This window comes from Mesorhizobium sp. B2-4-18, assembly GCF_006441385.1.
Lineage (GTDB): Bacteria > Pseudomonadota > Alphaproteobacteria > Rhizobiales > Rhizobiaceae > Mesorhizobium > Mesorhizobium australicum.
Genome location: NZ_VFUW01000006.1, coordinates 274,006 through 294,764, shown reverse-complemented (window position 1 = coordinate 294,764; position 20,759 = coordinate 274,006). Strand labels below are relative to the sequence as shown.

Below are 20,759 nucleotides of genomic sequence, written 5' to 3'. Positions count from 1 at the left end.
GGGTGATTAGCAAAAGAGAGCTAAGAAACCCTTGAAACAACCTGTGGCTTTGGAAGGGCCTGAGCTAGCTTGCGAGCGCGGCGAAGTAGGCCTTCTCGATTTCGGCGGCCATGACGTCGGCGCCGAAGCGCGCCCTGAGCGTGGATTCGTCAGGCATCAATCGGCGATAGGTGGCAAGGTCGCCCAGCGCCTGGCTCATTTTGTCGGCGAGCTCGGCCGGATCCGGGCGAATCAGGGCGGGGGAGCTTGAACCGAAAATCTCCGGTATGCCGCCGACCGAGGTCGCGATGACAGGTCTTGCCGCGGCAAGTGCCTCCAGCACGGTATAGGGCATGGCTTCCGCGCGCGAAGGAACGACGACGAGCGCCCCCAGCACAAAGGCCTCCCGGGCCGGCATTGGCGGCAGGAAACGGACATTGTCTTCAAGCCCGAGGCGTTTCACCTGCGCGTGGTAGCGGGGCAGGTCGTCGCCGTCGCCGACCATCACCGCACTCGGTGCGCGGCCGAGCCGGGGAGCGGCGGCGGCCAGGGCATCGATGAAGATATCCGGGCCCTTGAGGTCCCGCATCATGCCAATATAGAGCAAATCAGCCGCATCGGCCCTGGCCGCTACAGGCTCGAATTCGGTGGTGCGAAGTCCATTGTAGACCAGCGTGTTCGGGATCGGCGGTTCGCCCACCTTCCTGCGGTAGGTCCGCCGCTCGTAGTCGGAGACGAACAGCAGGCAATCGGTGAAGCGCGCCATGAGATACTCGAGCGCGAAGAACAGCTTTCCGGTGGCTGTGTTCTCGTCATAGTGGAGAGAGCCGCCATGCGGCGAATAGAGGCGGGCTACGCGAGACCTTGATACCCGCAACAATGAGCCGAACAGACGGGCATAGGCGCCACCCTTGGCGCCATGTCCGTGCAGCACGTCCGGCCGCAATTCCTTGATGATCCTGTAGGTGCGCCGGGCCGAGGCGAGGTCGCCCGGGCCGACGTGACGCTGCATTGGCGTACGATGGATGCCGAGCGCCAGCATGTCCTTCATCTGCCCGAAAAGATGCTCCTCGAATTCACCGCCGGTGGTCGAGTCGCAGACGATGCCGACCATGTGGCCGGCGGCGACCTGCGCTTCCGCCAGGTCGCGCACGTGCCGGAAAATTCCTCCCACGGGTGAGCGAAAGCAGTGGACGATCCTGAGCTTGTCCGCCACGAGGTGTCTGTCAGAACAGACGTTCGCGGACGTAGACGGTATCTCCCGGCAGCAGGGGATCGGAGGTGACCACACGGCCAGTTATCACCTTGCCGTTGATATCGCGGGTGATGTCGACGCTCTCCTGGTTGGCGCGTGGCGTGAAGCCCCCGGCAATGGCGATGGCCTTCTGCACCGTCAGGCCGGGCACGTAGGAATACTGGCCGGCGGCGCCCACTTCGCCCATGACGAAGATCGGCCGGTAACGATCGATCTCGACCGAGACGTCGGGGTCGCGCAGATAGCCCTGCCGCAATTTGTCGGCGATCTCCTTTTCCATCTGCTGCGCGGTATGGCCACGTGCCGGTATGGCGCCGACGAGCGGGAAGGAGATATAACCGGATTGGTCGACGCTGTAGCTGTTGGTCAGGCCCTCCTGTTCGAACACAGTGACGCGGACCCGGTCGCCTGCGCCGAGGCGATAGGGCTGTTCGAGGACCTCGTGGAAGGCGGCCGGCGTCGGCCGGTAGCTGGAACAGCCGGCGAGCATCGAAACGGCAAGCAGTGCGCGAAACAGGGAAGCAGTGCTTTTCATGACCGGACAGGTACCTTCGACTGGCCGCTGCGATGTCGCAGCAAACATCTGGGATCGGGTCCGTTATCATCCTGTTAGGGTTAATGGCCGGTAAAGGAGCGCGCCAATAGCGTTTTAGCAGGCAAGGTTTTGCTATTTTATCGATTTTTTGTCGGCCCCGGCAAAATCCTAACGGAAGCTTACCGTGATCTTAACGGCTGGGTTACCATAGTTGTTTACGGTGCATGCTGATCCAGTTTCGGAGTGGGATGCATGTCCGTTCAATCCGCGGCCGCAGACGTCGACGTTGATCTTAGGCAGCTCTTCGCCAGCCTGGGACGCAACTGGCTGCGGATTCTGGTCTTCGTTCTGGTGGTGACGGGGCTTGCCTTCGTGGCTGCGTCGTTCGCGACCCGCCATTACAAGGCCCAGACGCAGGTGGAGATCGCCCCGCGAGAATCGGTCTACACGCGGCCCGCCAGCAGCAATCCGGACAGCGACAAGCCGATCCTCGACGAGCAGGGCGTTGCCACCCAGGTCCAGATAATTTCGTCCAACGAGATCCTCAAGCAGGTCGCGCAGAAGCTCGGCCTGTCGCGACTGGCCGAGTTCGACGAGACGATCAACATGTCGTCGCTGAGCCGCGTGCTGATCCTGCTTGGCCTGAAGAACGACCCGATGGATGTTCCGGCCGACGAACGTGTCCTGAAGAAGATGCGCGAGAAGCTCAACGTCTACGGCGTTGAAAAGACTCGCATCATTGCCATCGAGTTCTCCTCGGAAGATCCGAAGCTCGCGGCCGCCATCCCCGATGCCATTGCCGCCGCGTACATTGCGGGGCAGGGCGCGGCCAAGAGCGAATCGAACACCGCCGCCGCCGACTTCCTGGCGCCCGAGATCGCCGACCTGTCCAAGCAGGTCAGGAATGCCGAAGCCAAGGTCGCGGCTTATCGCTCGCAGTCCGACCTCCTGATGGGCGGCAACAATTCCACCCTGGCCACCCAGCAATTGGCCGAGCTGTCGACCGAGTTGTCGCGGGTGCGGGCCAACCGGGCCGCGGCCGAAGGCACGGCCGAGAGCGTGCGCAAGGCGCTGCAGAACGGCGGATCGCTGGATTCGCTGCCGGAAGTGCTGTCTTCCGATCTGATCCAGCGCTTGCGGGAGCGCCAGGTCGAGCTGCGCGCCAACATCGCCGATCTGTCGACGACGCTGCTCGACAATCATCCGCGTGTTCGCGCGGCCAAATCGCAACTGGCCGATCTCGACGCGCAGATCCGCAGCGAAGCCCAGAAGATCATGAAGGGCCTGGCGATGCAGGCCGATGCCGCCAAGGCGCGCGAAAGCCAGCTCGTCGCCGACGTCAACACACTCAAGGCTGCTTCGGCGCAGGCCGGTGAGCAGCAGGTCGGTCTCGACGCGCTGCAGCGCGATGCCGCCGCCAAGCGCCAGCAGCTCGAACTCTATCTGACCAATTATCGCGAGGCGGCGTCGCGTCAGGATCGCAACTATATCCCGGTCGACGCCCGCATCGCCTCACCGGCTTCGGTCCCCGCAGAGCCATACTTCCCCAAGGTCGGGCCGATCGTCGGTGCTGCCGCCGCGGCTTCCCTTCTGCTGGCGGCCGTGTTCACGCTGCTGCGGGAGCTTTTCTCGGGCCGTGCCATGCGCCCGGCCAGGGGCGCGCGATTTGAGCCGATCGACGAGGTGACGATGCCGCCGGCCGCCTATCAGGAGCCGTCCACCCGCCTCGAACCGGCTGTCGCCACTGAGCGCGCCACTCGCACCGCCGACGTATCATGGCCCGAAACGGTCACGGAAACTCCGGCGCAGCCGCAGTCTGCCGCCGAGTTCGGGCCCGTCGCCAAAGCGGAGCCTATCGCCGAGCCTGAACCGTTGGCCAAATCCGAATCCTTGACCAAATCTGGACCCGTGGCAGAGCCTGAGCCCATGGCTGAGCCGGAACCCGTGGAGGTTCGGCGGCCGCGCTCCGTGCTCGGCGAGATCGACGTCGAGAAGGCAGCCGAGAAGCTGATCGCCAGCGGGGCCGCGCGCGCCATATTCGTTTCCCCCGAGGGCGATGAAGCGGCGGCGTCGGCGATCCTGGTGGCGCGAGAGATTTCCGACGCCGGACTGCGCGTCCTGCTGCTCGACCTCACTGCCTCAGGGGCTGCCTCGCGCCCGATGCTGGACAGCGGGCTTTTCCCGGGCATCACCAATCTGCTGGCGTCGCAGGCGCAGTTCAGCGACGTGATCCATGGCGACCTCTATTCCGACTGCCATGTCATCCCCGTCGGCACGGCCGATCCCGTCCGTGCCATGCGTGCCGCCGATCGGCTGCCGATCATCATGCAGTCGCTGACAACAGCCTACGATCTGGTGGTGGTCGAGTGCGGGCCGGCCGACGCACAAGGCATCAGCCGTCTGGGCGGCGAGGCCACCGAGGTGTTCTTGTCCATGCTGGAGGCCGACGACGAGGTGACGCAGGCCGCAGTCAAGCTGATCGAGAGCGGCTATCCCGACCTGACGCTGGTGACGCCGCTCGGCCACGAGCCGCCAGGCAATCCGGTGCCGGGGCGGCGTTCGGCTGCTTGAGATAACAGCTGTTCAGAGGCCCATCAGGTCTATTCGAGTTCCAGCGTCGTCACATCGAATATCCTGTTGGCGTATTGGGGCTAGTTTTCGTCTTCCGTGGGCACGGGCGCTGTCTGTCCAACGGCCTTGCGGCGCAGCAGCTTGGTGAGCTTCCAGATTGTCGGGCTGTTCTTGACAAAGGCCTTCAGCCGCGCGCCCTGCCGAAGCGCCTGTCCCAGCGCACGGCCCTTGAGCGTCAGCGGGACGAGGACCTCGAAATGCCGGGTTTCGATATCGCACCATAGCCGCTTGTAAGGTTCGTCTCCGACGGAGAAATCATAAACCGCGAACCCGCTCCGGCAGGCATCCTGGATGTTGTCGAAGAACAGGAAGTCCCCCGGGCTGGTGTGGGCAAGATCATCCTCGGCGATCGCTCCGAACTCGCAGATCAGCCGGCTGCCCGAGCGGCTCGCTCCGGTGACGGCGCGCAGCTTGCCGGCTACTTCCAGCCCGTGCAGCACGAAGCAAGGCTTGTCCTCGGCAAGTGCTTGCTTGAACAGTCCTCGGAAGAAGGCGCGGGTCCGGTCGTCACCGAAGACGTTGGCGATGCCCATCTTGCGGAAGCGCTGTTCCTTCATCTCGAGGAACGCGACGAGCAGCCTCTCCACGTCGTCGGCACTGCTCGCCTCGATGCGCCGGTAGCTACCGACAGCCTCGAACTTGCGTGTCTGCGAACGATGCTTCTTGCGTTTGCGCTTGCCGCTGGCGCGCAGCAGCAGCGCATCGAATCCGCCGCTGAGGTCGACGGCCAGCGAAAGATTGGGGCTGGCGAAGTGATCGAGCGATGCCAGCGGATTGGCGATGCCGTCGAGATCGGGCAGCAATCTTTCCAGCGCGATGAGATCGATATCGGGGCGGAATTTGGCGATCGCCGCGAGCATCGACTGGATGGCCGTGAGGTCGCCGCTGGCCAGCCATTGCGGTTCGGCGGCGCAGAAATTGCCATTGGCGTGGCGGCCGCCCATGAACTGGGCGACCCGCAACGGGCCGCGCTTGACCACCTCCAACGCCAGTGCGAAGGCCGGCTTGCCCTCCAGTTCGAGCGTGGCAATGAGCAGATCGGGCCTGACCTCGGCGGCCCAGTTCAACACCCATGCCGCACTTTGCGCTGGAGCACAGAGCGCCGAACGACAGAACGTCGCATATGCCGCGAGCCCTTCGGCGGCGGCAATGGAAACCAACGGCCCCGCGGCATTTCTGGGTAGTGTGCGTGGCGAGGCCTGGCTCGCCGCGAGCCGCTTGCCATCAAATGACGCGGTTGCGTCAACCATACCTCAATCCTTAAGGCGTATTGATCCCGATTTGGGGGGCGCTCGGGCGTATTCCGTGCTTGGTTAGCCTAGGCGCAAAAGGTGAATGAATGATCGACGGTGGGGAGGCAATCCGGAAACTGGCGCTCAACGTCGCCCGTTATACCGGCCTCGCACCGCTGGCCAGGCCGTTTGTCGGCGGCATCGGCGCCATCCTGATGCTGCATCGCGTGACGGCGACGCCCGAAAAGCCCGACAGCGTCAACCGGCACCTCAACATCGCGCCCAGTTTCCTCGATGCCGTGATCGCCGACATGAAGGCGGGCGGCTATGCCTTTGTTTCGATGGATGAAGCGGTGGAGCGCATCAAGGCAGGCGGCAAGGGCGGCCGGTTCGCCACCATCACCGCCGACGATGCCTATCGCGACAACATGACCGAAGCCCTGCCGGTGCTGGAAAAGCATGGCGCGCCGCTCACCATCTATGTGGCGCCCGGGCTGATCGATGGCTCCGCCCACCTTTGGTGGGATGTGGTGGAGGATATCGTCAATGCATGCGACCGCCTGACCCTGGCCACATCGAACGGCCCTGCGGCGATCGATTGCGGGACCCCCGCCAGGAAACATCAGGCCATCGCCCGCCTGCATGCCTATTTCACCACCGAGGTCCGCGAGGAAGACCTGCGGACCGTGCTGCGCGGTCTCGCCTGGTCGAATGGCGTCGACGCCGACGCCCCGCGCCTGCGCACGCTGATGAACTGGGATGAGATCCGCGCCGTCGCCGCGCACCCTCTGGTGACGATAGGCGCCCACACGATCAACCACAGCAATCTGAAGCGGCTTTCCGAGGCCGATGCGCGGCGCGAGATCGGCGCCGTCAAGGACATGCTGCGGACCGGACTTGGCGAGGAGCCGCGCCATTTCGCCTATCCCTATGGGTATGCCAGCGCCGTCGGCTGCCGCGAAGTGGGCTTTGCGCGCGACGCCGGCTATGCCTCAGCCGTGACCACCCGCCACGGCGTGCTGCGCGCCGAACATGCCGGCTTCCTGCATGCCTTGCCGCGCATTTCGGTCAATGGCCGCTACCAGAGCCTCGCCCACATCCGCACCATGCTGTCGGGCGTGACGACCCCGCTCGCCAATGCCGGCAAGATGGTCGTTACCGTCTGACGTACGGCGTGACCGGGCAGGGCTCAGCGCTTAGTCCGCGGCTCCAGCATCAGCCATTTGATGATGCCCATTGCCGGCAGCACCCAGAGCAGGCCACTGACGAGGAAGAACAGGAATTGTACCAGCGCGCCCGATTCCGACAGGCGGGCGACGGCGAAGACCGAGGCGACCAGCGCGTAGATGATGACCAGCGCCAACAGCAGGAACATTCCGATCAGTTTTTTCAGGCGAATGGGCATGTCTTGGCCTCGTTGATGGCTACCGCTTAGGCCGAACGCAAGGCACGCGCAACCCACGACACCGGGCGCGACGGCGTGCCGCGCTGCGCGGCCTTGCCAGCAGGAGTGCGATGGTTCACCAATCCGCGACATTCAACCTGCCGGGACATATCCATGGCCGCCATCACCGCCGCCGCGCCCTATCAGGCCCGCGACCGCGACCTGCACAACCGGGCACTCGTGCGCGGCTGGCTCTACGTCGTGCTCCTGGTGCTGTTCGCGCTGGTGCTGGTTGGCGGCGCCACGCGGTTGACCGAATCCGGCCTTTCGATCACCGAATGGCAGCCGATCCATGGCGTCGTCCCGCCGCTCAACGACACCGAGTGGCAGGAGGAATTCCAGCGCTATCAACAGATCCCGCAATACGCCGAACTCAACAAGGGCATGAGCGTCGAGGCGTTCAAGTCGATCTTCTGGTGGGAATGGGCGCATCGCCTGCTGGCGCGCAGCGTCGGCCTGGTCTTTGCCTTGCCGCTGCTGGTCTTCTGGGCGACGCGTCGCATCGAGCGCGGCCTTGGGCCGAAACTGGTCGGCATCCTGCTTCTCGGCGGCCTGCAGGGGGCCATCGGCTGGTGGATGGTGGCGTCCGGCCTGGTCGACCGCGTGTCGGTGAGCCAGTACAGGCTGGCGACGCATCTCACGCTGGCGGCACTGATCTTCACCGCGACCATGGTCGTCGCGCGTGGCCTGGCGCCGCATTCCGAACCCGCTGCCGATCGCTCGACGCAGCGTCTGGCTGGTTTCGTTGTCCTTCTGGCGCTGGTCCAGATCTATCTCGGCGGCCTGGTTGCCGGTCTCGACGCCGGCATGAGCTACAACACCTGGCCGCTGATGGACGGCCGGCTTATCCCCGGCGATCTGCTCGTCCTCGAGCCGGCGTGGCGCAATTTCTTCGAAAGCCCGAAAACGGTGCAGTTCATCCACCGGCTTGGCGCCTATACGGTCTTCGCCGTCGCGCTCTGGCACATGATCGCCACGCGTCTGCGTCTGCCCGGCTCAACGCATGCGCGACGCGCGACACTGTTGTTCGGTCTGGTGCTGGTGCAGGCTTCGATCGGTATTGGTACGCTGCTGATGCAGGTGCCCCTGCACATGGCGCTGACCCATCAGGCTTTCGCGCTCGTCGTGCTGGGCTTTGCCGCCGCGCATTGGCGCGGCACCAAGGGCGCCTATCCCTTACCCAACGAGATTGCCGTCGGACGTTGAGTGCAGCCGATCACATCCAGAATTCGTTCGACTGGGTCGTCTTCTCGCCGTCGAATTCAGCCTGACGCAGTGCGGCGGCGGATGGTGCCGATTTGTCCTGGTCAGCCTGGCCGCCTGGTCCTGATTTGCCTTGGCAACCCTGTCAGCGGCCTTGAGCGCATCGAGCCTGGCCTGGGCGACGGCGATATGCACCTGGCGGCCTGGTGAGCCGTCCTCGAGCCGCACCTTCCAGATGCCGCTCGAAAAGGTCTCGGCCATGAGTTCCGGTTCGCTGACCTTCCAGCGCCCTGGAAAGGCTGGTGCATCCATCAGAGACCGAGCATCAGGTCCATGTTCTGGACGGCCGCACCCGAAGCGCCCTTGCCGAGATTGTCGTAGACCGCCAGCAGCAGCGCCTGGGCTCTGCTGTCGTTGGCAAAGACATAGACCTTCATACGGTTGGTGCCGTTGTAGATCTCCGGATCGATGTCAGGCACGCGTTCTAGATGTGCATAGGGCGCCACCTCGACCACGCCGCCTTGGATCGCGGCGAAATGGTCCGCAATGGCGGCGTGAAGTTCGGCACCCCTCGGCACGCGGTCGAGGCCACCGAGCTGCAACGGCACCACCGTAATCATGCCTTGCGCGAAATTGCCCACCGCCGGCTGCATGATCGGATCATGCGACAGCTTCGCATAGGCCTTCAATTCCGGCACGTGCTTGTGCTGCAGGGTCAGGCCATAGGGCAGGAATTCCGAAGCGTCCTCGCCCTTGGCGACATAATCCTCGATCATCGGGCGCCCACCGCCCGAATAGCCCGTAATGCCGTTGACCGCGATCGGGAAACTGGCCGGCAGCAGGCCTGCGGTGACCAGTGGCCTGAGCGTTGCGATCGGCCCCTGCGGCCAGCAGCCGGGATTGGCGACGCGCTTGGCCGTGGCGATCTTTTTCGCCTGCTCCTTGTCCAGTTCGGCGAAGCCATATTCCCAGCCTTCGGCCACGCGATGCGCGGTCGACGCATCGATGACCTTGGTGGTTTCGTTGGCGATCAGCGAGACGCTTTCCTTGGCCGCATCGTCGGGCAGGCATAGGATCGCGATATCGGCGGCGTTGAGGAATTCGGCGCGGGCGGCCGTTTCCTTACGGCGCTCGACCGGGATGGAAATGATCTCCAGATCGCCGCGCTCGGCAAGCAGCGCCCGGATCTGGAGGCCGGTGGTGCCGTGCTCGCCATCGATGAAGATTTTCGGTTTCATTGCCTGATCAAATTCCCTGATATCTCGAAACTATATGCCGTTGCCATGATTGACCGTGGCGCCATTGTGGTTGCCGTTGTTCAGCTCCTCGAGCCGGGCCTTTCGCTCGGCCAGCAGACCGAGATATTGCATGGCCACCATCGAGCCGGCGATCGCCGTTATATCGGCGTGATCGTAGGCCGGCGCAACCTCCACGACATCGGCCCCGACAATATCGACCTGGTTCAGCTGGCGCAGCGTCGACAGGATCTTCGCCGACGACGGGCCGCCCGAAACCGGCGTGCCGGTTCCCGGAGCATAGGCCGGATCCAGGCAGTCGATGTCGAAGGTCAGATAGGTCTTCTTGCCACCGGTGCGATCGACGATCGCGTAGGCGATGTCGGAGGCGCGCATTTCCTCGATTTCATGGCCATGGAGAATCTTGATGCCGAATGTGTCGGGCGCATGGGTGCGAATGCCGATCTGGATCGAGCGATCAGGATCGATGATGCCTTCCTTGACCGCGCGGCCGACGAAGGAACCATGGTCGATGCGCTTGCCGTCATCGGGCCATGTGTCCTGATGGGCGTCGAACTGCACCAAGGCAAGCGGTCCGTGGATGGCGGCGTGCGCCTTGAGCAGCGGCCAGGTGACGAAATGGTCGCCGCCGAGCGTCAGCAGGAAGGCGCCCGATTTCAGGATCTTGGCCGCCTCGCGCTCGATCGTGCCGGGCGTCTTCTGATGGTTGCCCGAATCGAGCAGGCAATCGCCATAATCGACCACGGCAAGGTGTTCGAACAGATCGCGCGAGAACGGGTATTGCGGGTCGTTGTCGAGGATCGCGGAGGCGCGGCGGATCGCCTGCGGCCCAAACCGGGCGCCCGGTCGGTTGGTGACGGCGGCGTCGAAGGGAATGCCCCACACCACCGCATCCGCGCCCTTCACGTCCTTGGTGTATTTGCGCCGCATGAAAGACAGCGCGCCGGAGTAGGTCGGCTCGAGGGCGCCACCCGTTTTGGAGCGGGCGGTGAAGGCATGGTCGATGGTGTTGGTCGCCATTACGGGTCCTCGTTTTCATCGGGGTGCAACAACTACAGAACCGGCATGGAAGATGCCAGTCACGGCTTGGGGAGACGAAACCGCGCCGCCCGGGTGCCACGGCAAGACAGGACTTGTATCATCATGACGCAGACCGCGTTTCTTAATCCGTCGGATGCCGTGGTGTCGACCCACACCGGTACGATCGCCGGCGATCGGTTCCGGGTTCTCGATTCGTGGCGCGGCATCTGCGCGTTGCTGGTGGCGCTGTTTCATTTCCCGACCGCCTCGACGGTCTCGCAGAGCAGCTTTATCGGTTCGTCCTATCTCTTCGTCGACTTCTTCTTCGTCCTTTCCGGCTTCGTCATCGCCTCCAGCTATGCCGATCGGCTCGGCCGCACTCAGGAGGTCTGCCGCTTCGCGCTGGTCCGTTTCGGCCGCATCTATCCGCTGCATCTGGTCATGATTGCCGCCTTTGCCGCCTTCGAGCTGCTGCGGCTCGTGCTACCGCAGCTGCATGGCACGGGCGCTGCTCCTTTCACCGGTGGCTTCGACCTCAAGAGCTTGGCTGCCAATCTCCTTTTGCTGCAAGGTGTCGGCTTCGAGGATCGGTTGACCTGGAACGCCCCGAGCTGGAGCATCTCGGCCGAGTTCTTTGCCTATCTCCTGTTTGCCGGGGCGGTCTTCGTCGCCGGCGCGCGCGCCTGGATATGGTTGGTCGCCGCCGCCGTCACCGCGCCGCTGTTCCTGCTTGGCTTCTCCACGCATCATATGGATGTGTCCTATGATTTCGGCTTCATCCGCTGCCTCTACGGCTTCTCGCTGGGCGCTCTGCTGGCCTGGTTTCAGCATGATTCCATTGCAGGAGCGCGACAGGTTCTGGCCGCAAACGGCCCGAGGATGAGCTGGACTGTTGCCGAAATCGTCATGGTGGCCGTCATCGCTCTCTTTGTCTCGCTGGCGGGCGACAATAACGCCGGCATTGCCGCGCCCCTGGTGTTCGCCTTGGCACTGTTTCTCTTCGCCCATGAAGGCGGCTGGATCAGCGCGTTGCTGAGGACGCCGTTCATGCTGACGCTCGGCGCGCTGTCCTATTCGATCTACATGGTCCACATCTTCGTTCAGGCGCGCCTGATCAATGTCGCCGGGCTGGTCGAGCGCAAACTCGGCCTCGGCCTGGTTGGCGACATCGTACTGCGTGGCGAGCCCGCGACCGGCTTTGGCGCCGGCTGGACGGGGACCGTGGCGATCGTCGTCATGCTCGCCGCCACCATCGCCGTGTCGTGGGTGACATGGCGCCTGGTCGAAATGCCTGCGATGGCCTGGTTCCGCCGGCTGTCGAAGCGCGTCTGACCCGCATCGCCATCCAACCGCTAATGCATGTCGCCCAAAGTGAGCTCGGTTTGGGCAAGACGACATGCATAAAATCAGGAGCTTACAGCGGTCGGGCGAATCCGATTCGCCGCGAAGTGCTGTAAAGCGCGGCGCCTGAATCCGTTTCGATGCGACGCGCTTTAGCCGGCTTCGTTCACCGGGATGTCACCGATGTCGCCTATCCCCGGCTCGATCCGGCAAGGAGCGATTCTCGATGCGGACGATCTGGCTGAGCCTTCTGCTTTCCACGGCACTCTCTGCCGCTTCGGGTCAAGCCTTGGCCGGCGAAACCCGCGCCAGGCAGGTCCTCGACCGCTTCGAACATGCCAACCAGTGGCGCGATCATGTCATGGTGGCCGCCCATCGCGCCGGCAGCATGCAGGCCGGCAAGACGCTCTATGCGGAAAACTCGCTTGCCGCCGTGGAAGGCTCGATCGCGATCGGCGCTGAAATCGTCGAGGTCGACATCCGGCGCTCGAAGGACGGCGCGTTCATCGTCATGCATGACAGCTGGCTCGACCGCACGACCACCTGCAAGGGCGAGGTCATCAACTACACGCTGGCCGAGCTGAAGAGATGCCGGCTGGTGATCGAGGGCACCCATGCCGTCACCAACGAGACCGTCTCGACATTGCGCGAGATGCTGATGGCGACACGGGACAGAATCCTCATCAATCTCGACAACAAGCTCGAGGTCGCCGACCTCCCGGGCATGATCGCGGTGGCGCGCGACCTCGGCATGGCCGAGCAAGTCATCGTCAAGGAAAACCTTTGGAACCAGAACAGGATCAGCACGGTGAAGGCGGCCATGACTGCCGCAGGCGGTGGCTTCCAGTTCATGCCGATCATCGCCGATGACGCGGTCCATGATGCGGGCTTCGCCTCGACGGTCGACCACGTCTTCGCGCCGCGCGCGATCGAACTGATCAACTGGCGGGCGGGCGCCGAGACGCTGACCGAAACCGGCGGGCCGCTGTTCAGCACGCGCATGCGCGGCGAGGCGGTAAGGGGCGACTGGCACATCTGGGCCGACACCTATGCCATCGTCAACAAACCAGGCGGCTTCCTCGCCGGCGGCCGTGGTGACGAACTGGCGGTCCAGGCCAGCCTGCCGCGCGAAGCCTGGGGCTTCTGGGCCGATCGTGGCGCCACCATCATCCAGACCGACGAGCCGAAAGCGGCGATCGGCTGGCTGGCGGCGAATGGTTATCGGGTGCCCTATGCCGGCACGAGCGAACGCATCGAGCCAGCCGCGACCGCCAGCATCAATTGATCCGCCGCGTCCAAGCAAAAAGGCCGCTCGGAGGCGGCCTTTTCGATTGTCCGAAAATTCGAAACGGTTAGCGCTTCGAGAACTGGAAGGAACGGCGAGCCTTTGCCTTGCCGTACTTCTTGCGCTCGACGACGCGGCTGTCGCGGGTCAGGAAGCCGCCCTTTTTGAGCACGGCGCGCAACGCCGGCTCGTAATAGGTCAGCGCCTTCGAGATGCCGTGACGCACCGCGCCGGCCTGGCCGGAAAGCCCGCCGCCGACGACGGTGGCGATGATGTCGTACTGGCCCGAGCGGTTGGACGCGATGATCGGCTGGTTGAGGATCATCTGCAGGACCGGACGCGCGAAATAGGTCGCGAATTCCTTGTCGTTGACGACGATCTTGCCGGAACCCGGCTTCACCCAGACGCGCGCGATGGCGTTCTTGCGCTTGCCGGTGGCGTAGGCGCGGCCCGACTTGTCGAGCTTCTGGACGTGGACGGGGGCGGCGGCCTGCGTGTTGGTGTTGCCGGTGGCGGCGCCCAGTTCTGCGAGCGAGGAAAGCTCAGCCATCTTATGCGACCTTCTTGTTCTTGGAATTCAGCTTGGCCACGTCGAGGACTTCTGGCTGCTGGGCGACATGCGGATGCTCGGCACCTGCATAGACGCGCAGGTTCTTCATCTGGCGGCGGCCGAGCGGGCCACGCGGAACCATGCGCTCAACGGCCTTCTCGACGACACGCTCGGGGAAACGGCCCTCGAGCAGCTGACGCGCGGTGCGCTCCTTGATGCCGCCGGGGTGGCCGGTGTGCCAGTAATAGACCTTGTCGGTGAACTTCTTGCCGGTGAATACCACCTTGTCGGCATTGATGACGATGACATTGTCGCCGTCGTCGACATGCGGGGTGAAGGTCGGCTTGTGCTTGCCGCGAAGATGATTGGCGATGACAGTGGCGAGACGGCCGACGACGAGACCCTCGGCGTCGATCAGGATCCACTTCTTCACCACATCCGCAGGCTTCTGCGAAAAGGTTGTCATGTTTTCTGCTCTCGGTTCTGACCTTCGGGAGTGAAGGCGTTTCTTGTTGCTTGGATTGGCGAAAGACGCTTGTCATCAGCCAATAACAAAACGGCGGCCTTTGCGGGCCGCTGCTTCGTGAAGGCTTATAGGCGAGCGGAGTAACTGCGTCAAGGTAGCGGAAAAGTCCTGTAGCGCAGAAAAGGCTGTAGAAACAGCATGTTGGACTAAAGGTATTATTTTACCACATTGGCGGCGCGCTGCGGCGGGATCGAGTAGGTGCCCGTGGCATGCGCGATCGTGTGTCCTTCCGGGCCGGCGACGATGTCAATGTCGAACACCATCAGGCTCTTGCCGAGCTTCAGGATGCGGCAATGGCCATCGATCGGCCCGGCTTCGGCCTTGCGCACGAAGTTGATGTTGAGGTTGGTGGTGACCGAGAGCGCATCCGGCCCGGCATGGCTGAGCACGCAGACATAGCCGCCAATGTCGGCCAGCGTGAACAGGGCAGGGCCGGACACCGTGCCGCCGGGACGCAAATGCCGTTCACCGGCATTGAGCCGTACGATGCAGCCGCCTGGAAACACGTCGATCGCCTCGTAGGCGGCGGCACTCTCGTTGAGTTGGGGAAAGACGGTTTCCATTAACAAATTGATCTGCGTTGCGGTCAGCACCGGCTTGAGGTTGGTCTGGGCGGGCATATCGGTCTCTCGTTCTGCGCCAAGCCTGTATGGGCGCAGCCGGGTGTTTCTGGCAACATATACATCATGCTGGCGCAAGCGATGGGTGTTGGACGAAACCCGATCCGATATTAGATACTCTGCCGGCACCACCGGAATCGCGGAGACCTTAGCCATGGCCGAAATCCTTGCCATCAAGCCTGCTGCCGCCGACGAGGGCCCGGTCACGACAAGACGGGAGAAGGGCGTGCTGCGCCTGACGCTCGCCAATCCACCCGCCAATGCCCTGTCGCTTTCGGTGATGGCGGCGCTCGTGGCGGAGTTGGAACGCGCCAAGGCGGACAAGGCCGTTCGCGTTATTGTGCTGTCGGCGGCCGGCAAGGTGTTCTGCGCCGGTCACGACCTCAAGGAAATGACCGCGCGGCGTGCCGATGCCGATCGCGGCAAGGCCTTCTTCGAAGAGACCTTTGCCGCTTGCGCCATGCTGATGCAGACGATCGTGCGCCATCCCTTGCCTGTCATCGCCGAGGTGGACGGCCTGGCGACAGCCGCCGGCCTGCAATTGGTCGCCAGCTGCGACCTGGCGATCGCCTCGCATGAGGCGACCTTCTGCACGCCTGGCGTCAACATCGGCCTGTTCTGCTCGACGCCGATGGTTGCGCTGTCGCGCAACGTCTCGCGCAAGCAGGCGATGGAGATGCTCTTGACCGGCGAGACGATCGACGCCGCGACCGCCAAGGAATTCGGCCTCGTGAACCGCGTCGTGCCGCGCGAGTACCTGAATCAGATTGTCACCAAATACGCGCAAACCATTTCTTCCAAATCCTCTTTGGTGATCAAGACCGGCAAGGAAGCTTTTTACGCGCAGGCCGAGATGGGCTTGGCCGATGCCTATGCCTATACCGGCCGCGTCATGGTCGAGAACATGCTGGCGCGGGACGCGGAAGAGGGCATCGGCGCCTTCATCGGCAAGCGCAAGCCGGAATGGACGGACGAATAGGATCATGGAACCGCGCATTTCCATCATCACCATCGCCACCGAAGATCTGGATCGCGCCGTGCGCTTCTACGAGGCGATGGGTCTGAAGCGCCACGCGGGGATCACCGACGGTGTCGCCTTCTTCCAGATGGGCGGCGCGATCCTCGGCCTGTTCCCGCGCCCCAGCGCCGAGGAGGACTCCGGTATCACCTTCGCCCAGGCGCCCTCGGCCGTCTATCTCGCCTACAACACCCGCTCCGATGCCGAGGTCGACGAAGTGCTGGCGCAGGCGGAAGAGGCTGGCGGGCGCATCATCAAGCCGGCCGGCCGCGCCTTCTGGGGCGGCTGGTATGGGTACTTCGCCGATGCCGACGGGCATGTTTGGGAGGTGGCGCACAACCCGGCCTTTCCGATCGCGGACGACGGCACGATTTCGCTGCCGGATTGATGGCCTACCGCAAGCAACTGACACGGCTCAAGGCACCGTACCTCAAACGGATTTTGCTCGACCGGGAGCGGGTTACGGACTGGGAAAAGTATCCGTGGAACCTGCCGCTGTTTCGCGGCCACGCGTTCGAGCTCGAATTCACCACGCCCATCACCATCATCGTCGGCGAGAACGGCACCGGTAAATCCACGCTGCTCGAGGCGATCGGCGCGCTGGCCGGCTATGACGAAGCGGGCGGCGGCAAGGGCTACCGGCCGGTCGACCATTCCGGCGCCATCGACGAGAGTGGCGCCGCACTGGCCAACACATTCCGTGGCCACTGGTTGCCAAAAGTCACCGCCGGCTGGTTCTTTCGCGCCGAATCCTTCTACTCGGTGGCCCGCTACCTCGACCAGGCAGCGCTGGAAGATCCGTTCAAGCCACCGCCGCCGGATTTCCTGTCCTGGTCGCATGGCGAAGGCTTCATCCGCTTCTTCGAGGAGCGCTGCCGCAGGCAAGGCATCTATATCCTCGACGAGCCCGAGAGCGCGCTTTCGCCGACGCGCCAGATCGAATTGCTGAAGATGCTGCGGCGCATGGACCAATCGGGCACCGCGCAGGTGATCATGGCGACCCATTCGCCGCTGTTGATGGCCTGTCCCGGCGCGCAGCTGTTCCGCATCAGCCGCTTTGGGCTCGAGCTTGCCGACTTTCGCGATACGGACCACTTCCGCATGCTGCGCGATTTCAGCAATGACCCGGATGGTTTTCTCGCCGAGGCGTTGTATGAGGACGAGGCATGAATCACGATAGCTACGACAACGCCTATATCGGGGGCATCATCAATTCGGTGAAGTCGATCGCCATGGTCGGGGCGTCGGCCAATGATGTCAGGCCGAGCTATTTCGTCCTGAAATACCTGCTGGCCAAGGGGTTTTCGGTGTTCCCGATCAATCCTGGCCAGGCCGGCAAGGAAATCCTCGGCCGAATGACCTATGCCAGGCTGGCCGACATACCGGAGCCGATCGACATGGTCGATATTTTCCGCAATGCCGCGGCGGTCCCCGGCATCGTCGACGAGGTGTTGCAACTCGATCCCTTGCCGAAAGTCATCTGGATGCAGCTTGCCGTGCGCCATGACGAGGCAGCCGCCCGTGCCGAAGCGGCCGGCATCAAGGTGGTGATGAACCGCTGCCCCAAGATCGAGTATGGCAAGCTCTCCGGCGAGATCGGCTGGACCGGCGTCAATTCCGGCGTGCTGTCGTCCAAGAAGCCGCTGATGCGCCAGGGTTTTCAGAGTTTCGGCGTGCGCCAGAAATAGGCGCGGCGCAGAGGCGCAAAATTATTCCGCGGAACGCCGCATTATCCTGCGGTGTGATCGAAGGATCGGCGCCGAAAGGTATTTTCTTCTTTGCATTCGCACGTCGCCTTCGCCAAGAATGCGCGGCCAATTTAGGAAGTTCAAAGGGAGGTTTCAGTGACCCGTTCGCCAGGTTTCAACACGCTCGCCGTCCATGCCGGCGCCAAGCCCGATCCGGCCACCGGCGCGCGCGCCACGCCGATCTACCAGACGACCTCCTTTGTTTTCGATGACGCCGACCACGCCGCTTCGCTGTTCGGGCTAAAAGCTTTCGGCAACATCTACACCCGCATCATGAACCCGACCCAGGCAGTGCTCGAAGAACGCGTCGCGGCCCTCGAGGGCGGCACGGCCGCCCTTGCGGTCGCTTCCGGCCATGCCGCGCAGGTCATCGTGTTCCACAATCTGATGCAGCCCGGTGACAATTTCGTCGCCGCCAACAAGCTTTACGGTGGTTCGATCAACCAGTTCGGCCATGCCTTCAAGAATTATGGCTGGGAGGTGCGCTGGGCCGAAACCAACGACATCTCGACCTTCGAGAGCCAGATCGACGACAGGACGAAGGCGATCTTCATCGAGAGCCTGGCCAATCCGGGCGGCACCTTCGTCGATATCGAGAAGATCGGCGACATCGCCCGCAAGCACGGCCTGCCGCTGATCGTCGACAACACGCTGGCCTCGCCCTATCTGATCCGGCCGATCGAGCATGGCGCCGACATCGTCGTCCACTCGATGACCAAGTTCATGGGCGGCCACGGCAATTCGATCGGCGGCGTCATTGTCGACGGCGGCACCTTCGACTGGTCGAAGTCGGGCAAATACCCGATGCTGTCGGAACCGCGCCCCGAATATGGCGGCCTCGTGCTGCACGAGACCTTCGGCAATTTCGCTTTTGCCATCGCCGCGCGCGTGCTCGGTCTGCGCGATCTCGGCCCGGCGATCTCGCCGTTCAATGCCTTCCTTATCCTGACCGGCCTCGAGACCTTGCCGCTGCGCATGCAGCGTCATTGCGACAATGCGATCACGGTCGCCGGCTGGCTGTCCAACCACCCCAAGGTCGCCTGGGTGAATTATCCCGGCCTGCCCAGCGACAAGAACAACGCGCTGCAGAAGAAATATTCGCCGCTGGGCTCCGGCGCCGTGTTCACCTTCGGCCTCAAGGGCGGCTACGAGGCGGGCATCAAATTCGTCGAGGCACTCGAACTGTTCTCGCACCTGGCCAATGTCGGCGACACCAAGTCTCTGGTTATCCATCCGGCATCGACCACGCACCGCCAGCTTTCCGACGAACAGAAGGTCAAGGCTGGTGCCGGACCCGACACGGTGCGGCTGTCCATCGGCATCGAGGATGTCACCGACATCGTCGCCGACCTCGAACAGGCGCTCGCCAAGGTCTGACCTGATATGACCGCGTTTCTTTCCGTCGACACCAACGGCGTCGAACCCGAATCCGGCGCGCCGGCGCCGGATCGCCTGATCTCGGGCGATCCGAAATTCCGCACCTGGAATGTCGAGGAGCGCGACGGCGGCCTCTATGCCGGCATCTGGGAATCGACCCCCGGCAAGTGGCGCATCGTCTATGAAGAATGGGAGTTCTGCCACATTCTCTCAGGTGTTTCGGTAATCGCCGAAGAGGGCGGCCAAGCGCGCACCGTCAAAGCCGGTGACAGCTTCGTGCTGCGGCCGGGCTTCAAGGGAAGCTGGGAAGTGCTTGAAACGACTCGCAAGGAGTATGTGATCAAGGTTTGAAGCTTGATCACATATCGAGAATCCGATCGGATTTCCGGGCAACTCGCTAGCTAAAAATCGACGGCAAGTCGTTCCAGCCCATGGAAATGGTAAGTGTCGCGGAAGCGTGGCTGTTCGGCGAGATGCAGTTGCGGGTGCCGCTCGAACAAGGTCCTCAGCGAAACCTGCAGTTCGAGGCGGGCCAGCGGCGCACCGATGCAGAAATGGATGCCGGCGCCGAATGATACATTCTTCTGGTCGGTGCGCTCCGGCCGGAAGGTCTGCGGTTCGGCGAAGGCATGCGGATCATGATTGGCCATGCCAAGCAGAAGTCCGATCGTCTGGCCCGGCCCCACGACGATGCCGGGCGCGATTTGGATTTCCTCATAGGCATAGCGCATGAACATGTGCAGCGGCGCGTCGAAACGCAGGCATTCCTCGACCGTCGCCGCCGTCGCCTCTGGCGAGGTAAAGAAGCGGCGCGGGTCGCCGCCTTGTGCCAGGATGGAGTGGATGGCATTGCCGGTCTGGTGCACGGTTGCTTCGTGGCCGGCGTTGAGCAGCAGGATGGCCGAGGAGACCAGCTCGTCCTCTGACAGTTTCTGGCCGTCCTCCTGGGCCGAGATCAGCAGTGACAGCAGGTCATCGCCCGGCTTCTTGCGCCGCTCGGCGACGTAGCCGCGCAGGAAATCGGAAAATTCGCCCGCGGCACTGTTGGCCGTCTCCTCGGTCTCACGGGTGCGGCCATGGATATACATGGCGACCATTTGATGCGACCAGTCGAGCAGTCGCGGCCCCATCTCCACCGGCACGCCAAGCATTTCGGCGATGATGGTGATCGGCAGCGGGGAGGCGAAGGCCGGCAGGAGGTCGACGGCTTTGCTTGGTTCGAAACGATCGATCAATTCGTTGGCGAGCGCCTCCACGCGCGGCCGCAACCGTTCGACCTGACGGGAGACGAAAGCCCGGTTGACCAGTGTTCTCAGCCGCGTATGGACCGGTGGCTCCAGCTCGAGCATCGAATTGGCTTCGATGCCGTCGAATGCCTTGAGATGGGTCCTGTCTTGTCCGACACCGCGGCTGTCGGGGATGCCGGCCGGGTTCTGGCGGCCGAAACGGCGGTCGCGCAACAGCCGGTTGACATCGCCGAAGCCGCCAAAGCACCAGAAGCCGAACTCTTCCCAGAAAAACGCATTCGAAGCTTCGTGCAGGAAGCCGTAGGCCTCGTAAGGGTTCAGGAAGAAAGCCGGTTCGCGCGGGTCGAGTCTGAGCTGGCGAGTGGCTGGATCAAAGGCCAGATAGGAGAGCGTCGATTTGGTCATGCCAGACCCATAGCGCGGCTTGCCAGCCCGGTTCCAGACCGTATGTTGCGTCCGACAGCCCGATGCATTGAGCCAGGCAGTAGGGTT

General features: G+C 63.4%; 21 protein-coding genes and 1 pseudogene. 11 read left to right on the top strand and 11 right to left on the bottom strand.

Annotated elements, in window-relative coordinates:
• Positions 1-64 precede the first annotated feature (64 nt).
• Positions 65-1,195, bottom strand: a complete 1,131-nt coding sequence (locus tag FJ527_RS17175; RefSeq protein WP_140823658.1) for a glycosyltransferase — start codon at positions 1,193-1,195, stop codon at positions 65-67.
• A 10-nt stretch (positions 1,196-1,205) separates the two neighbouring features.
• Positions 1,206-1,769, bottom strand: coding sequence for a polysaccharide biosynthesis/export family protein (locus tag FJ527_RS17170; RefSeq protein WP_041163468.1), 564 nt, complete (start codon positions 1,767-1,769; stop codon positions 1,206-1,208).
• Between the two features lie 252 nt (positions 1,770-2,021).
• Between FJ527_RS17170 and FJ527_RS17165 the strand changes: the two genes are divergently transcribed.
• Entirely contained in the window at positions 2,022-4,340 is a 2,319-nt protein-coding gene (locus FJ527_RS17165; RefSeq protein WP_140823657.1) for an exopolysaccharide transport family protein, read from the top strand.
• Positions 4,341-4,420: 80 nt separating this feature from the next.
• Here the strand turns inward: FJ527_RS17165 and FJ527_RS17160 are convergent, their stop codons facing one another.
• Entirely contained in the window at positions 4,421-5,650 is a 1,230-nt protein-coding gene (locus tag FJ527_RS17160; protein ID WP_140823656.1) for a GNAT family N-acetyltransferase, read from the bottom strand.
• 89 nt (positions 5,651-5,739) lie between these two features.
• Here FJ527_RS17160 and FJ527_RS17155 point away from each other — a divergent pair, with 89 nt between their 5' ends.
• Entirely contained in the window at positions 5,740-6,798 is a 1,059-nt protein-coding gene (locus FJ527_RS17155) for a polysaccharide deacetylase family protein (RefSeq protein ID WP_140823655.1), read from the top strand.
• Between the two features lie 23 nt (positions 6,799-6,821).
• Here the strand turns inward: FJ527_RS17155 and FJ527_RS17150 are convergent, their stop codons facing one another.
• Positions 6,822-7,037 carry a DUF2842 domain-containing protein gene (locus FJ527_RS17150; RefSeq protein WP_140720753.1) on the bottom strand — a complete coding sequence of 72 codons (216 nt, stop codon included), beginning with the start codon at positions 7,035-7,037 and terminating at the stop codon, positions 6,822-6,824.
• A 153-nt stretch (positions 7,038-7,190) separates the two neighbouring features.
• On the opposite strand from FJ527_RS17150, the gene FJ527_RS17145 reads away from it, so the two are divergent.
• Positions 7,191-8,282 carry a COX15/CtaA family protein gene (locus FJ527_RS17145; RefSeq protein WP_140823654.1) on the top strand — a complete coding sequence of 364 codons (1,092 nt, stop codon included), beginning with the start codon at positions 7,191-7,193 and terminating at the stop codon, positions 8,280-8,282.
• Between the two features lie 201 nt (positions 8,283-8,483).
• On the opposite strand, the pseudogene FJ527_RS29610 reads toward FJ527_RS17145, so the two are convergent.
• From FJ527_RS29610 to speB, 3 genes and pseudogenes are all read right to left on the bottom strand, one after another.
• A pseudogene (locus FJ527_RS29610) lies at positions 8,484-8,591 on the bottom strand (3'-kinase); the annotation flags it as partial.
• The gene (argC, locus tag FJ527_RS17135) at positions 8,591-9,517 is read right to left on the bottom strand and encodes an N-acetyl-gamma-glutamyl-phosphate reductase (protein ID WP_140823653.1); all 927 of its coding nucleotides are present in this window, start codon (positions 9,515-9,517) and stop codon (positions 8,591-8,593) included. The pseudogene FJ527_RS29610 and the gene argC, both read right to left, overlap by 1 nt.
• 30 nt (positions 9,518-9,547) lie before the next feature.
• The gene (gene speB, locus FJ527_RS17130) at positions 9,548-10,555 is read right to left on the bottom strand and encodes an agmatinase (RefSeq protein ID WP_015318212.1); all 1,008 of its coding nucleotides are present in this window, start codon (positions 10,553-10,555) and stop codon (positions 9,548-9,550) included.
• Positions 10,556-10,678: 123 nt separating this feature from the next.
• On the opposite strand from speB, the gene FJ527_RS17125 reads away from it, so the two are divergent.
• On the top strand, positions 10,679-11,887 hold the full coding sequence (locus tag FJ527_RS17125; protein ID WP_140823652.1) for an acyltransferase: 1,209 nt from the start codon (positions 10,679-10,681) through the stop codon (positions 11,885-11,887).
• 235 nt (positions 11,888-12,122) lie between these two features.
• Positions 12,123-13,181 carry a glycerophosphodiester phosphodiesterase family protein gene (locus tag FJ527_RS17120; protein WP_140823651.1) on the top strand — a complete coding sequence of 353 codons (1,059 nt, stop codon included), beginning with the start codon at positions 12,123-12,125 and terminating at the stop codon, positions 13,179-13,181.
• A gap of 67 nt (positions 13,182-13,248) precedes the next feature.
• Here the strand turns inward: FJ527_RS17120 and rpsI are convergent, their stop codons facing one another.
• From rpsI to FJ527_RS17105, 3 genes are all read right to left on the bottom strand, one after another.
• On the bottom strand, positions 13,249-13,731 hold the full coding sequence (gene rpsI / locus FJ527_RS17115; protein WP_015318209.1) for a 30S ribosomal protein S9: 483 nt from the start codon (positions 13,729-13,731) through the stop codon (positions 13,249-13,251).
• A gap of 1 nt (position 13,732) precedes the next feature.
• Positions 13,733-14,197 (bottom strand): 50S ribosomal protein L13, encoded by a 465-nt coding sequence (rplM, locus tag FJ527_RS17110; protein ID WP_010915638.1) that lies wholly within the window; start codon positions 14,195-14,197, stop codon positions 13,733-13,735.
• A gap of 215 nt (positions 14,198-14,412) precedes the next feature.
• The gene (locus FJ527_RS17105; RefSeq protein ID WP_140661962.1) at positions 14,413-14,877 is read right to left on the bottom strand and encodes a PaaI family thioesterase; all 465 of its coding nucleotides are present in this window, start codon (positions 14,875-14,877) and stop codon (positions 14,413-14,415) included.
• Between the two features lie 154 nt (positions 14,878-15,031).
• On the opposite strand from FJ527_RS17105, the gene FJ527_RS17100 reads away from it, so the two are divergent.
• The 6 genes from FJ527_RS17100 (at position 15,032) to FJ527_RS17075 (ending at position 19,371) form a co-directional block, all read left to right on the top strand.
• Positions 15,032-15,856 carry an enoyl-CoA hydratase gene (locus FJ527_RS17100; protein WP_140823650.1) on the top strand — a complete coding sequence of 275 codons (825 nt, stop codon included), beginning with the start codon at positions 15,032-15,034 and terminating at the stop codon, positions 15,854-15,856.
• Between the two features lie 4 nt (positions 15,857-15,860).
• Positions 15,861-16,283 (top strand): VOC family protein, encoded by a 423-nt coding sequence (locus FJ527_RS17095; protein ID WP_140823649.1) that lies wholly within the window; start codon positions 15,861-15,863, stop codon positions 16,281-16,283.
• The gene (locus tag FJ527_RS17090; RefSeq protein ID WP_140823648.1) at positions 16,283-17,065 is read left to right on the top strand and encodes an AAA family ATPase; all 783 of its coding nucleotides are present in this window, start codon (positions 16,283-16,285) and stop codon (positions 17,063-17,065) included. The genes FJ527_RS17095 and FJ527_RS17090 overlap by 1 nt, the downstream gene beginning before the upstream one ends.
• Positions 17,062-17,583, top strand: coding sequence for a CoA-binding protein (locus FJ527_RS17085; protein WP_140823647.1), 522 nt, complete (start codon positions 17,062-17,064; stop codon positions 17,581-17,583). The genes FJ527_RS17090 and FJ527_RS17085 overlap by 4 nt, the downstream gene beginning before the upstream one ends.
• A 156-nt stretch (positions 17,584-17,739) precedes the next feature.
• Entirely contained in the window at positions 17,740-19,020 is a 1,281-nt protein-coding gene (locus FJ527_RS17080) for an O-acetylhomoserine aminocarboxypropyltransferase (protein ID WP_140823646.1), read from the top strand.
• A gap of 6 nt (positions 19,021-19,026) precedes the next feature.
• On the top strand, positions 19,027-19,371 hold the full coding sequence (locus FJ527_RS17075; RefSeq protein WP_140823645.1) for a cupin domain-containing protein: 345 nt from the start codon (positions 19,027-19,029) through the stop codon (positions 19,369-19,371).
• Positions 19,372-19,421: 50 nt separating this feature from the next.
• On the opposite strand, the gene FJ527_RS17070 is transcribed toward FJ527_RS17075, so the two are convergent.
• A complete protein-coding gene (locus FJ527_RS17070) occupies positions 19,422-20,672 on the bottom strand; it encodes a cytochrome P450 (protein ID WP_140823644.1) in 1,251 nt (416 codons plus the stop codon).
• Between the last annotated feature and the right edge of the window lie 87 nt (positions 20,673-20,759).